The sequence below is a fragment of the Chitinophaga terrae (ex Kim and Jung 2007) genome (assembly GCF_900107795.1).
Classification (GTDB): Bacteria; Bacteroidota; Bacteroidia; order Chitinophagales; family Chitinophagaceae; genus Chitinophaga; species Chitinophaga terrae.
The window spans coordinates 1-14,133 of the sequence record NZ_FNRL01000027.1 but is presented as its reverse complement, the minus strand read 5'-3'; the positions used below and the strand labels follow the sequence as shown (position 1 = coordinate 14,133).

Below are 14,133 nucleotides of genomic sequence, written 5' to 3'. Positions count from 1 at the left end.
TGCAACATGAAATCACTACATAATTTCGTATATACAATCGGGTTAGCCAGCATGTTGAGTTTTACTGCCTGCAGTAAGTTTGTAGACATCAACACTGATCCCAATAACCCGGTAACCGCACAGTTGCCGCTGTTGCTTCCTGCAACGCAGGTTTCTATGGCAGCCAACATGTACCAGCTTAACAGCGGTACCGCTACCTTTATGCAGTACACGGTCTTCTCGTCGGGCCTGAGCCGCCTGCAGCAGCAGGGCACCAGCTTCGACGACTCCTGGAACGGCTTCTATACGCAAACGCTGAACGACCTCGAATCGGTGATCCGGGCAAGCGCTGTCCAGGAGCAGTGGGGGTATTCGGCTGTTGCCAAGTTCGAAAAGGCATATCTTGTCAGCCTCCTGGTGGATATGTGGGGCGACATCCCATACAGCGAAAGCCAGCAGGGACAAAACAACGTAAGTCCTAAGTTCGAGAAGGGAGCGGAGATCTACGAGGCGGTTTTCAAAACGATAGAAGAAGGAATCGCGGAGGCGAATAAAGTAAGTGCCGCTACACTTGTTCCGGCAACGGCAGACATGATCTACGGCGGAAGCAAATCGTCGTGGCTTGCTATGGCCAATTCGCTGAAACTGAAACTCTATAACCAGGTTCGCCTGGTAAATCCTGCCAGGTCTGCAGATACTATCAGGTCATTGATCGCAAATGCAGCCATGCTGATGGGCGGTTCCAATAACTCCAATGCCCAGGACTTTACTTTCCGGTTCGGTCCTGGTCAGAATCCTAATAACCGCCATCCATGGCATAGATCGGAATACCAGGGAAGTAAAACCTTCTACCAGAACCAGGCGTTTATTGACCTGCTGTTTAACAGCGATGATCCAAGGTTGCGATACTTCATCTTCCGCCAGAATGCAACAGCAGGACTAAATAACAGCAATAACAGCAATGGGTATTATGGCAGGAACCCTGGTGATGGCACTGCTGCGCCGGCCGATCTGAACCGTCGTTCAACCTTTGGTATTTACCCGGCGGGCGGCCTGTACGACAATGCGCCGATCAATAATCTTCCCGCTGCTAATCAATACCTGACCAATACCGGGGCTACAGGCAGTTTAAAGGTGGTAGGGCCTACAGACGGCAATGGCGCGGGTTTGATGCCTTTTATCACCAATGCCATGGTGAAATTTATCCGCGCAGAAGCTGCGCTTACTTTGAATACAGGCGAAGATGCCAGGCAATTGCTTAAAGAAGGCATCATCGCCAACCTTACAAGTATCAGTACCTATGCTTCTTCAAATGGGGGAGTGCCGATGGCTGCTGCTGCGATCAATTCGTTTGCAGAAGCGGCTGCACAGAAATTCGACGCTGCATCGGCAAACGACAAGCTGGCCGTACTGATTACCCAGAAATACATTGCGCAATTCGGCAACGGCATGGAGGCATACAACGATTACAGGAGAACAGGCTGGCCCGCTTTACGGCCTCCTTTGTCGCCGCTGAATGTATTCCCGTTGCGGCTTTACTACTCCGAAACGGAGCTTATTGCCAACACCAGCCTGGGCGAAAACGCCGGCCGCCTGCAGGTGAAGCAACAAACTACGCCTGTATTCTGGGATAAATAATGATTGATCAAAACATATTTTTATGAAAAGTGCAATTATCATATTAGGTTCCATGCTGTTGTTCGGCATTGCCTGCAAGAAAGTGAAATATGAGTGGGAGAACTATACTTATACCGCTGTTCCTGTGGTAACGATAGATACCACCAAAACAGCCCTGCCAACAAAGCAAACGGGTAAAGTGGCTTTCTTCAACCTGAAAGACCCGGATGTAGCCAGCCAGCAGTTTGCATTTACTCTCAGCTGGGAAGGGTTTGGCAAGGAAACGGTGACCTCTATTGAAGTGTATAATAGTTATAACAAGGCGGAAGCCAGTGTGCCGGCTTACCCGTTGGTGATCTCCACACCGGGAAACATCTACCCGAATATTGCCCAGTTCCCGTTGCCCAGTATCGTGGGAAGCAACGATCATCTATATGAAACCGTTACCACCTTCCCGAAAACATATTCCTTTACTGCCGCGCAATTGGCAGATATGAACCATGTTAATCTTGCAAATGTGGGGGTAAACGATTACTTTCTGTTTAAATTTATCCTCAACCTGGCAGATGGACGCAGGATTGTTACATTTTTTAATAACATTTGCGACGAAGCCAGGGGCGAACCCGGTGATTGCCGTGTAGGCGTGAGGTTTAAAAAACAGTAGCAACCAGATCTGAACAAGATACCATTGATTATAGCAAGGTAAACAGCAGTACCAGCGAACCGGCACCTGAAATACCGGTTTTAGGAATCGCTTTTCATAAATTGTTGACCTGGAACTGCCACTTTACAACAACTGTCAAATGAGAAATGATGATAAATAGCAAATTTTTACGGCTCTTAGCCTTGCTGTTGGCCACTGTAGCTGTAGCATGGGCGCAGGTTCCCTCGCCTGAAGAGCATTTCGGATTTAAGATCGGAGACGATTACAAGCTCGCTAACTACACGCAAACGGAGGCCTATTTTAAAAAGCTGTCGGCCTCCGATCGTACCAGGTTGGTGGATATCGGGTTAACGGAAGAAGGAAGGCGCCAATATATGCTGATCATCTCTTCTCCTGAAAATATCAGGAAATTAGACCAGTATAAATCCATTTCCCAGCAACTTGCCCGGGCGGAAGATCTGAGCGCCGATCAGGCAAAGCAGCTTTCTGAAACCGGAAAAGCAGTTGTTTGGATAGATGGCGGGTTGCATGCTACAGAAGTGGTAGGCACACACCAGCTGATAGAAACAATGTGGCAACTGGTGAGCCGCACCGATCCGGAAACCCTGCGGATACTGGATAACGTGATCATTCTCTGTACCCATGCAAATCCTGATGGCCAGGAACTGGTTTCCAACTGGTATATGCGGGAAACGGATACGGCTAAACGTAATATGAGCATTCCCCGCCTGTACGAAAAGTATGTGGGACACGATAATAACCGTGATTTTTATATGATGAACATGAAGGAAAGCCAACACATCAGCGAACAGCTGTTTGTTGAATGGCTCCCGCAGATCATGTACAACCATCATCAAAGAGGCCCTGCGGGTTCGGTGCTGGCAGGTCCTCCGTACCGTGATCCGTTTAACTACGTGTATGATCCTCTTATTGTAACAAGCATCGACGCCGTTGGCGCTGCCATGAACAACAGGCTAAATACTGAAGGTAAACCCGGCTACACGCAAAGGGCAGGTTCGCAGTTCTCTACCTGGTGGAACGGCGGTCTTAGAACAACGCCTTACTTTCATAACATGGTTGGCCTGTTAACTGAGATCATTGGCGGGCCTACGCCTGAAAATGTACCGCTGGTGCCCGACAGGCTCATTCCCAATGGCGCTACGCCTAATCCCGTTACTCCGCAGAAATGGCATTTCCGCCAATCGATAGATTACTCCGTGTCCCTCAACTATGCCGTGCTGGATTATGCCGCCAGGTACAGGAGCACTCTCCTTTATAATATCTATCAAATGGGCGCGAATGCAATCGCGAAGGGAAATAGGGATAACTGGACATTTTACCCCCGGTATATCGACAGTATCAAGGCGCTGAATAAACGCAGCCAGAAGCCCGGCACAAATAATACCGGCGAAGGAGGCGACTTTTCATTCGGGAGAGAAGATACTATTCCTGCTAAGTTTTACAGCGCGGTACTAAGATCTCCTTCCCTGCGCGATGCAAGAGGGTACATTATACCGGCCGACCAGGCCGATTTTCCTACAGCCGTCAGGTTTATTAATGCGTTGATCAGATCGGGCATATCAGTACATAAGGCAACTGCTGCTTTTACCGTTAACGGTAAACAATATCCTGCCGGATCATATATCGTGAAAACGGCGCAGGCATTCAGACCTCACGTGATCGATATGTTCGAACCCCAGGATCACCCGAACGATTTTCAATACGAAGGCGGACCGCCTATTCGTCCCTACGATGCCGCCGGGTGGACGCTGGCATTCCAGATGGGCGTGAAGTTCGACAGGATACTCGAAGGTTTCGACGGGCCGTTTGAAAAACTGCCTTACGGGCAAATACAACAACCGCCTGCGGCAACATTTGCGGCTTCCAGGAATGGATATTTGCTGAGTCCAGCCGCCAACAATACTTTTATTGCAGTGAACGAATTGCTGAAAGCCGGCGTGAAGGTTAGCAAAACAACAAAAGGAGAATTCTATGTTCCTGCAAGCGCCAGGTCGGGCGCCGTGCTGGGCAAACTGGCCGCTGAATACGGCGTTGTGGCTAAAGAGGCGGACGCCAGGCCAGCGGATAGCAGGAACATATCTCCCGCCCGCATTGCTATCTGGAATACTTACGGCGGGTCTATTCCTTCCGGTTGGATCAGCTGGTTGATGGAACAATATGGTTTTTCGTACGAATTCATTTACCCGGCGGCCATCGACGCAGGCAATCTTCGCAAGAAGTATGATCTTATTATTTTTCCTGGCGGCGCTATTCCTGATACTGCGAAAAAGAAACCGCGTTCAGGCTACGAACCTAAAATACCCAAGGCGTCTGAGTTGCCTCCTGAGTACCGCTCCTGGCTGGGGAAGATCACTGCGGATACTTCTATACCACAGTTAAAGAAATTCATGGAAGAAGGAGGAGAGATCGTTACAATCGGCTCCAGCGCCAACATTGTGTATCATCTTGGCCTGCCTGTGAATAATGCATTGGTAGAAAGAACAGCAAAAGGGGAGATCAAGCCGCTTTCAGGAACAAAATACTACATCCCCGGAAGCCTGCTCACAGCTGATTTTGATACTACCGCAATAGAAAACGCAGGAATGCCGGCGCGCAACGATGTATATTTTGATCGCAGCCCTGTATTTACCCTGCAGCCCGGAGCCACGGGAATAAAGAAACTGATCTGGTTCTCCGGCGATCGCCCGCTGCATAGCGGCTGGGCCTGGGGGCAACAATACCTGAAAGACGGGATTGCCGCTTTTTCAGCGCCCATAGGTAAAGGCAAGCTGCTGGTATTCGGACCGGAGATCACGTTCAGGGGGCAGTCGCACAGTACATTCAGACTTTTATTCAACCAACTCTATAAATAACATTTTTGCTTATGAGCAAGCTATCATTTGTGCTGGGAGGTTTTCTCTGTTGCATCGCGGGGATTTCGGCGGCCCAGCAAAAGGAGAAGCAGGCGATGATCCGGTACCTGGACCTGCATACGCCGACGTACGATACCATCGCACGCAAGATCTGGTCGTACGCCGAGCCCGGGTACCTGGAAGAAAAGAGTGCAGCCTTGCTGGAACAAACTTTAACAGGTGAAGGGTTTGATGTGAAAACCGGTGTAGCGGGGATTCCTACTGCTTTCGTGGCCAGCTATGGAAGCGGGGAACCGGTGATAGGGATATTGGCTGAATATGATGCCCTGCCGGGTTTATCGCAGGAAGCGGGAGTAACGGAGAAGAAGCCGGTAAAAGCCGGCGCACCGGGTCACGGGTGCGGGCATAATCTTTTCGGCACTGCCTCTGTAGCCGCTGCCATAGCGGTAAAGAACTGGTTGCAGCAAAGCGGCGCCAAAGGAACGGTAAGGTTGTATGGATGCCCGGCTGAAGAAGGCGGATCTGGTAAGGTGTACATGGTAAGGGCGGGATTGTTCAACGATGTGAATGCCGTATTGCACTGGCATCCGGGCAACCAGAATTCTGCCGCTATTGCGCCCTGGCTGGCAAACAAGAACGCCAAGTTCAGGTTCTACGGCGTAGCAGCTCATGCGGCCGCAAACCCCGACAAAGGACGCTCGGCCCTCGATGGCGTAGAAGCGATGGACTATATGGTAAACATGATGAGAGAACATATTCCTTCTGATACCCGTATTCATTACGTGATCACTAAGGGCGGCGATGCGCCTAACGTGGTGCCGGCATTTGCGGAAGTCTATTATTATGTGCGGCATCCGGATATGAAAGTGGTAAAGAGTGTATGGGAAAGAGTAGTGAAAGCGGCTGAAGGCGCTGCATTGGGTACAGGTACAAAAATGGAATACGAAGTGATAGGCGGCGTATACAATATGCAACCCAACGAAACCCTTTCGCGCCTGATGGATCAGAACCTGCACCAGGTTGGCGGCTTTACCTATACGCCGGAAGAGAACAGCTTCGCTGCCGGTATACAGAAAACGTTTGCAGAAACAACGGGTATTAACAACCCGTCTTCCATTGCGGCTACCGTACAACCGTTTAAGATCGTTACGGAAAGCAACGGCGGCGCATCGTCAGATGTGGCGGATGTGAGCTGGGTAGTGCCTACCGCCGGCGTAGTAACAGCCACCTTCGTTCCCGGCTCGTCGGGCCATAGCTGGCAGAATGTGGCTGCCGCCGGAAGCAGTATCGGCACCAAGGGAATGATGGTTGCAGCAAAAACGATTGCGCTGACAGCTTACGACCTGTTTAAAAGTCCTGATGTGCTGAAAAAAGCAAAAGAAGAACTGATCAACCGCCAGGGGCCCGGCTTCCATTATGAAGCTATGTTGGGCGATCGCAAACCCGCCCTGGACTATCGAAAATAACACAACGAAAACTAAACCATGATGCACAAATTATTTACCTCGTTGCTGGCTTTGGGCGCCTGCCTGGGCGTATTCGCCCAAAGCTCCCGCATCCCTTCGCCAAAGGAACATTTTGGTTTTAATATCGGCGACAATTACCAGCTGGCCAATTATACCCAAACAGAAGGGTATTTCAAAAAGCTGGCGGCTGCATCGCCAAGGGTAAAACTGCAAAGCATCGGCCGCACAGAAGAAGGCAGGGAGCAATATGCGCTTATTGTTTCTTCTCCGGAAAACCTGGCCCGGCTGTCCCGTTACCAGTCTATTTCCCGGCAGCTGGCAAAAGCGGAAGGAATAACGGAACAGGAGGCCAGGACACTCGCAAACGAAGGAAAGGCAGTGGTGTGGATAGACGGCGGCCTGCATGCCAACGAAGTGGTTGGATCTCATCAACTGATAGAAACAGCTTATGAACTGGCATCCCGGACAGATCCCGAAACCAACAGGATACTGGATAATGTGATCATTCTTTTGGTACACGCCAATCCCGACGGCCAGGAACTCGTAGCCAACTGGTATATGCGGAACCCCGATACGCTGAAAAGATCGGTAGACCAGCTTCCGGTGCTGTACCAGAAATACATCGGGCACGATAATAACCGCGATTTCTACATCATGAATATGAAAGAGAGCCGGAACATGGGTAAATTCATGTACCAGGACTGGTTACCGCAGATCATGTACAATCACCATCAGCGCGGCCCTGAAGGCTCAGTTCTGGCAGGGCCTCCGTATCGCGACCCGTTCAACTACTTCTTTGATCCGCTCATGATAACGGGTATCGACGCCCTGGGCGCCGCGATGTATAATCGCCTGAATGCTGAAGACAAACCAGGGTTCACCCGCCTGAATGGTTCCAGTTTTTCTACCTGGTACAACGGCGGGTTGCGTACAACCGCCCAGTATCATAACATGATAGGCCTGTTGACGGAAATTATAGGCAATCCTACGCCTGAGAAGGTACCGGTAGTACCCCAACGCCTGGTTCCTAACGGCGCTACCCCTAATCCCGTAACGCCGCAGGATAAATGGTATTTCCGGCAATCTATCGACTATTCTCTTTCCCTTAATTACGCAGTGCTGGACTATGCGGCCAGGCACCGGGATGAGTTGCTGTACAATATCTATAAAATGGGGCGCAACGCCATCGATAAAGGAAATAAGGATACCTGGACCTTAAGTCCAAGCCATGCCGCCGCCATTACCGCCGCTTACCAAAAGGATCATCCGCTTACTCCTGAACAGGCAAAGAACCAGGCGAGCGACCCTTATGGCTGGATGACAAGAGGCAGTAATATTGATACGAAGTATTATGATGCTGTTTACAAAGATCCCAACCTGAGAGATCCCCGGGGCTATATCATCCCGTTAGACCAACCGGATTTTGGTACTGCTGTGAAATTTGTAAATGCTTTGATCAGGACCGGAGTGGATGTACAGGTAGCAACCGAAGCTTTTACCGTTGGCGGTAAAAGCTATCCTAAAGGCAGTTTTATAGTGAAAACCAACCAGGCTTTCCGTCCGCATATCCTGGATATGTTCGAACCACAGGATCACCCGAACGACTTTCAATACCCTGGCGGTCCCCCGATCAGGCCGTACGATGCGGCAGGATGGACGTTGGCGTACCAGATGGGCGTCCGGTTCGACCGGGTGCTGGACGGATTTGAAGTGCCTCATAAAATGTCGGAAGGCTTATTGCAGGAGGCGCCAAAAGGGAAGGCGATAGCGGGGAAAGCGGGATATTTCATTAGTCCGCAGGCCAACAATAACTTTATAGCCGTGAATCGTTTGCTGAAAGCAGGCGTACCTGTTTTTCGTTTAACCGCTCCGGTAACCGGCAAATCGGCTTTACCGGCAGGTACATTTTATGTGCCTGGCAATGCAAAAGCGGCAGCTATATTATCTGACGCAGCGTCGCAACTGGGGTTAAACACTATTGCCGCCAATTCCCGGCCCCGCCGGCTTTTGCCGGCCAGCCAGGCGCGTATAGCCTTATGGGATACCTACGGAGGTTCTATGCCTTCAGGCTGGGTGAGATGGATATTGGAGCAGTATGAATTTCCTTTTGATGTTATTTACTCAAAGGATATTGATGCCGGCGGACTAAAAGCAAAATATGATGCCATCATTTTTGTAACCAGGGCTATCCCTGCCCCCGGCGGTGCAAACAACAATCGCGGCTATACGCCTAAAGAGCCGGTAGAAGCGGAGATACCTGAACAATACAGGCCTTTGCTGGGCAAGATCACGGTTGAGAAGTCGGTACCCCAGATCAAACAATTTATGGAAGACGGGGGAGCGGTGCTTACTATCGGAAGCAGTACCAGCCTCGCTTATCATTTAGGCCTTCCTGTTAAAAATGCGCTGGTGGAAACAGGGGCTGATGGGAAGGAAACGGCTTTGCCGGGTACCAAGTACTTTGTGCCGGGAAGTATCCTGGCCGTGAGCGTAGATACATTGCAACCAGTTGCCTGGGGCATGTTCTCGAAAGCGGATATCAACTTTGATAACAGCCCGGTATTCAAACTGGGTGCTGAAGCGGCGGAGAAAGGAGTGAAGCCTTTGGCCTGGTTCTCTACAGATCGCCCGTTACGCAGCGGCTGGGCATGGGGACAAAGCTACCTGAAAGACGGAGTGGCTGCATTTTCTGCCCCGGTTGGCAAGGGCATTTTATACGCATTCGGGCCTGAGATAACCTTCCGTGGCCAATCCCTGGGCACCTTTAAAATGTTGTTCAACGGTTTGTATGGCGCATCTAATCCCGGACCTACGATCAACCTGCCGGCGGGCAACTGAAAATAATCACTGGAAACAAAGCAGCAGGAGCCTTTCTGCTGCTTTGTTATTTATGTCATAAATTTAAGTATATTGGGCATCGAGACCGGGAGTATCATGCCAATGCAATTCGACATACCGTCACCTGCCATGCTTTTTCAGGAGTACTACACCCGCCTTTGTTATTTTGCTTTTCAGTTCACTGGAGATAAAGACAAGGCCAGGGATATTGCGCAGGAAGCATTTGTAACTTATCTCGCCCAGCAATCAAAGATCACTCCTCATCCCGCTGCTATTAAAAATTTTCTCTATACTACTGTAAAGAACGCCTGCCTGAACTATTTACGGCATGCCAGGGTAGTGGAACAATATGCTGCTGCTTCCAGCCAATCGGAAGCCGACGATACCAGTATAATGCTTACCATGATCAGGTCGGAGGTGATGGGAGAAATTTACAGGGCGCTGGAAACCTTGCCGGAAGCCTGCAGGCAGGTTATCCGGATGGGATACCTGGAAGGACTCAAGAACCTGGAAATAGCTTCTAAACTGAGCATCAGCATCAACACGGTTAAAACCCAAAAGAAAAGAGGCCTGGAAATGCTGAAAAAGCGATTGAATCCCGAGATCTTCACCTTATTATTTCTTTGATCACAATTCCATTTCCAGCATTATCATGTGTTTTGCCTGTATCCCGTTCTCATAAATAGGTTCAGGATAATTATCCGTAAAAAAATGCTGCCGGATACTGCTTATTTCAAACCCTTTTTTCTGGTATAGGTATAACTGCATGATGCTTGAATTGGCGGTACCTATACAGATACTTTTATACTGCTTTTCTTTCGCCACTCTACAGGTCTCAGAGAGCAGGAATTTACCGATCCCTTGTCCCTGCATGCTTTCCTCTACTGAAATATTTTTGATCTCCGCCTGCGTATCGCTGATCTCTGAAAGCACAACCACGCCAACTACCTGGCGTTCATATTCCGCCACATACACAGCCGAAGCGCCAAGATATTCTTCTACCAGCTCCCTTGATGGATCTGCAGCCAGCAGTAAGTCGTAAGGTATTGCTTCGTTTGCCCCTAGTTCCCTGAATCTAAAATGCCTGGACATCTGGATGTCTTTTTATTGGATGATGATAATATTCCACTGCGAAGGTATGCTGTTACAGGCAATGTTCATGGTACGCATGCCGTCGGGAGAGGTGGCCAGATGCATTCATTGATTTTTCAACGGGTATTGCAGGTAGATGATGATGAGGTTAAGAAGAAAGAACGGTAATTCTATGGCGGCGCCTTTCAGGTTCCTGGTCAGTAACTGCAGGCAAATGATCATCAGGATCCCTGCCGACATCAGGAAGTTGCCCCATACAAAAGTTCTGGGGAATAATATCAGCACAGCAGCCAGCAGTGTTACAGCGCCGTTGATCATAACGGCATTTTTGCTGAAATCCCATTTGCCGAACATTTCCAGCATTTCGGGTTTCGCGGTAAGCATATTCCAGCCTTGTTTGGCTCCCATAAATACCGCGATAAGGATTAGAACGGAATTGATGATTTTTGCTATCATAGCTGCTTCGAGGTTTTAAAAGAAAGGCAAACAACCCGGTTGTTTGCCTTTCAAAAATATACAAAATTTTTCGGGATTATCTTGTAGTATAACCTCCGTTCGCAAAAATGGTTTGCCCGGTGATCCACCAGCCGTCGGTTACCAGGAATTCTACCAATGGCGCAATGTCTTTGATATCTGTCAATCCACCCAATGCAGATGCATGTTTGTGATAAGAAACAGCTTCATCGCTTTCCTGGCCGTAGAAAAATGGCGTATCCATCGGGCCCGGGGCTACTGCAGTTACTGAAATACCGCGGGAACCAAATTCTTTGGAAGCCGCCCTGGTAAAATGTTCTACCGGCGCCTTGGCGCCTGCATAAGTAGAGTAGTAGCCGGTAAATGCAGCCAATAAGGAAGTGACGATCGTATTGATCTTGCCGTTATCGTTCAGTTTTTTACCTGCTTCCTGGATAAAGAAGTAAGCCACTTTCGAGTTGATATCGCTCATGCTGTCGTATTCCTCTTCGGTTGTATCGGTGAACGGCTTTTTCAATACTTTTCCTACCGTGTTGATAGCGATATCGATGCCGCCGAATTTGGCGATTGCAGCGTCAAAAAGTTTCGTGATATTCTTTACATCTGTCAGGTCGGCCTGGAATAAAAACGCTTCTCCTCCTGCTTTCGTGATGTCGGCCAGGGTTTTTTCAGCATCTGCTTTTGTGCTGTCACTGTTATAGTGGATCACCACTTTGGCTCCTTTGGCTGCAAAATTGCGGCTTAACAAACCTCCTAAATTCTTTGCGCCGCCTGCAATCAGGACCACTTTTCCGTTTAGATCGTTTCTTGCCATCTGTTATGATTTTAAATGTTTTGTAATCGATAGTGCGAAGATGGCAAGACCCGGTAATTATATCATGGTGAACTTTTCGGAACTTTATTTCTGGTGTTGTTTTCGGAATTCCCCCGGAGTTTGCCTGGTGAATTTCCTGAAGAACTTTGAAAAATTAGAGGGGTCGTAGGTCAGTATCCTGGCAATCTCCGAAACCGACAGATCGGTCTGGGACAGCATTTTCTTGGCTTCTTCAATGATCCTGAGATCATAAAAATGACAGGGATGGTTCCCTGTTTCTTTTTGTACTGTATCAGTCAAATGCTTATGTGAAAGGAATAATTTGCTCGCGATCTGGTTAATCTCCATAAAATCGCTTTCCTTCCCCGAAACAACATCAGAGATATGTTTATCCAGAAAACGGAAATACTTTTCAGTTATTTCCTTGCTTCGTTTTAATATGTCGTGGTTTATTTCATTCATCTCAATAAAAATAAGATAAAGCTTGCTGGTTGCGCTAGCGCCCTGCAACTGCCGGTCGGGTTGATGAAACTAAATGGGTACTTTCTACTGTTTCAGGATCATGTTCATACCCCGGGTTAATTTACTCTGTTAGGAGTATGACCATAATTGGCCAGGGATCACCAGCTGCTTAAGTGAATACTACAGTAAATATACCAAAAGTACCTGTAAATGTGCAAGTTCGAAAGTAGAAATGGGCTATAAAGGAAACTGTCAATAGTTACTTTAATAACGATGGAAAAATATTTTGAAAATTTTCTCCCGCTTGTCATCCTTTTTTCGGTCCCGGGTTTCTTTATATCGTAACACGGCTTTATGGAAAACAAGTTCAATGATCTCAGGTATGCAGACCTGATATGGAAAAAGATCAAGAATGAGATCAGCAACGAAGAACAAGCGGAGCTGACAGCCTGGCTCCAGGCGGATGTGCAGCACCAGGAGGCGTATGAACAGTTAATGGCCAGGGAGAATGTAAGAGCGGCGATGGAGTTCCAGGAAAGTATAGATACGCAGGCCGATTGGGAAAGCGTTTTGGCCAGGGCTGATACCGGTCGTGCCATGCGTCCTTATCGCAAGGTTTTGCTTGCCGGGTTGGCGGCAGCTGTTCTTGGCGGTGTTGTACTGGTGGGTTACAATTGGAGCAGGATAACGGAAGAAAAGAAGATAACCGCAGAGGTAAAAAAACTGCCTGTCATTCGTCCCGCCAGCAATACTGCTACGCTGACGTTAGGAAACGGCAAAGAGGTGAAACTGGGAAGCCAGCTGGGAGTGATCCAGGAAACGGATGGAACAGATATCAACCAGCAAAACGGCGCATTGCAATATCATAAAGGAGCAACCAATAGTGAGGAACTTATTTATAACCTGCTAACTACGCCTAAGGCAGGGCAATACCAACTTACCCTGGAAGATGGCACCAGGGTTTGGCTGAATGCCGCATCGTCGCTGCGTTTCCCCGTGCATTTCGGGAAAGGGGAAAGAGAAGTGGAGCTGACAGGAGAAGGATATTTTGATGTAGCGCAGGACCCGTCAAAGCCGTTCAAAGTAAAAGTGAGGGAGGTAGAAGTGCAGGTTTTGGGTACCGGGTTTAATATAGGCGCTTACGAGAATGAAGTAAAAACTACCCTGGTATCGGGCGCTGTTAAAGTAGCGTTAAACGGAAACCATTCCTGGCGCCTTAAACCGGGCCAGGAAGCCAGGGTTAGCAATACCGGGGTTAATATCGGGAAAGCGGATGTAGAAAAGATCACCGCCTGGAAAGATGGCGTGTTCTTTTTCAGGGACGATGATTTTCGGGATATCATGAATGAAGTGGCACGCTGGTATGATGTAAGCATCCGCTATGAAGGGAATGTGCCTGTTAAACGCATCACCGGGAACATCAGCCGGCAGGCAGGTTTGCCGCAGGTGCTTGAAATGTTGAGCTTTGTAAGTGGCGCCCGTTTTAAAATAAATGGCCGCGTGATCGATGTAATGTAGCAAACGTGATGAAAAATAATCATTATTGTCCGACAAAAATCGGGTTAAAAATGGCTGTAATCCCTTTCTGATAAGGATTACAGCCTAAAATTTGATTGTTTCAAAATGGGGGGAAGCTCCCCTCCTTTATTACGGTGAAAAGGCAAGCGATGATGCATTGTGTTTTTTTCTCCATGCTTTATATGTGTCTTTAATAAATTCCATCAGTCCAACATAGCTTGTCAGGTGTAATCTTATAACGGTGATCATATTAGCAAAAGATTTTTTCGTGGCAGCTTTCTTTCTGATGACCACCATCAGTAATTGAGCGATCAGCACGCAATAGACCTGCATTTT

The 14,133-nt window shown here is 48.6% G+C and carries 11 protein-coding genes and 1 pseudogene; 7 read left to right on the top strand and 5 right to left on the bottom strand.

The annotated features are described in order from the left end of the window. Window positions 1-6: 6 nt before the first annotated feature. The 6 genes from BLV62_RS22515 (at window position 7) to BLV62_RS22490 (ending at window position 10,064) form a co-directional block, all read left to right on the top strand. Window positions 7-1,617, top strand: a complete 1,611-nt coding sequence (locus BLV62_RS22515; RefSeq protein WP_089764520.1) for a SusD/RagB family nutrient-binding outer membrane lipoprotein — start codon at window positions 7-9, stop codon at window positions 1,615-1,617. A gap of 22 nt (window positions 1,618-1,639) precedes the next feature. Continuing rightward, window positions 1,640-2,260, top strand: a complete 621-nt coding sequence (locus BLV62_RS22510; protein WP_089764518.1) for a hypothetical protein — start codon at window positions 1,640-1,642, stop codon at window positions 2,258-2,260. A 149-nt stretch (window positions 2,261-2,409) separates the two neighbouring features. Beyond that, entirely contained in the window at window positions 2,410-5,133 is a 2,724-nt protein-coding gene (locus BLV62_RS22505) for a M14 family metallopeptidase (protein WP_089764612.1), read from the top strand. 11 nt (window positions 5,134-5,144) lie between these two features. Then, entirely contained in the window at window positions 5,145-6,599 is a 1,455-nt protein-coding gene (locus BLV62_RS22500) for an amidohydrolase (RefSeq protein ID WP_089764516.1), read from the top strand. Window positions 6,600-6,617: 18 nt separating this feature from the next. Further along, window positions 6,618-9,437, top strand: coding sequence for a M14 family metallopeptidase (locus BLV62_RS22495; protein WP_089764514.1), 2,820 nt, complete (start codon window positions 6,618-6,620; stop codon window positions 9,435-9,437). Between the two features lie 129 nt (window positions 9,438-9,566). Further along, window positions 9,567-10,064: an RNA polymerase sigma-70 factor gene (locus BLV62_RS22490; RefSeq protein ID WP_168927952.1), complete on the top strand. Its 498-nt coding sequence runs from the start codon at window positions 9,567-9,569 to the stop codon at window positions 10,062-10,064. On the opposite strand, the gene BLV62_RS22485 is transcribed toward BLV62_RS22490, so the two are convergent. The 4 genes from BLV62_RS22485 to BLV62_RS22470 form a co-directional block, all read right to left on the bottom strand. Beyond that, window positions 10,065-10,529: a GNAT family N-acetyltransferase gene (locus BLV62_RS22485; RefSeq protein ID WP_089764511.1), complete on the bottom strand. Its 465-nt coding sequence runs from the start codon at window positions 10,527-10,529 to the stop codon at window positions 10,065-10,067. A gap of 105 nt (window positions 10,530-10,634) precedes the next feature. Further along, window positions 10,635-10,985: a DoxX family protein gene (locus BLV62_RS22480; RefSeq protein ID WP_089764509.1), complete on the bottom strand. Its 351-nt coding sequence runs from the start codon at window positions 10,983-10,985 to the stop codon at window positions 10,635-10,637. Between the two features lie 76 nt (window positions 10,986-11,061). Continuing rightward, on the bottom strand, window positions 11,062-11,817 hold the full coding sequence (locus BLV62_RS22475) for an SDR family oxidoreductase (protein WP_089764507.1): 756 nt from the start codon (window positions 11,815-11,817) through the stop codon (window positions 11,062-11,064). 84 nt (window positions 11,818-11,901) lie between these two features. Continuing rightward, on the bottom strand, window positions 11,902-12,279 hold the full coding sequence (locus BLV62_RS22470) for a helix-turn-helix domain-containing protein (RefSeq protein ID WP_089764506.1): 378 nt from the start codon (window positions 12,277-12,279) through the stop codon (window positions 11,902-11,904). A 354-nt stretch (window positions 12,280-12,633) separates the two neighbouring features. On the opposite strand from BLV62_RS22470, the gene BLV62_RS22465 reads away from it, so the two are divergent. Further along, window positions 12,634-13,797, top strand: a complete 1,164-nt coding sequence (locus BLV62_RS22465; RefSeq protein ID WP_089764504.1) for a FecR family protein — start codon at window positions 12,634-12,636, stop codon at window positions 13,795-13,797. 129 nt (window positions 13,798-13,926) lie between these two features. On the opposite strand, the pseudogene BLV62_RS28645 reads toward BLV62_RS22465, so the two are convergent. Further along, window positions 13,927-14,133: pseudogene (locus tag BLV62_RS28645) on the bottom strand (hypothetical protein); the annotation flags it as partial.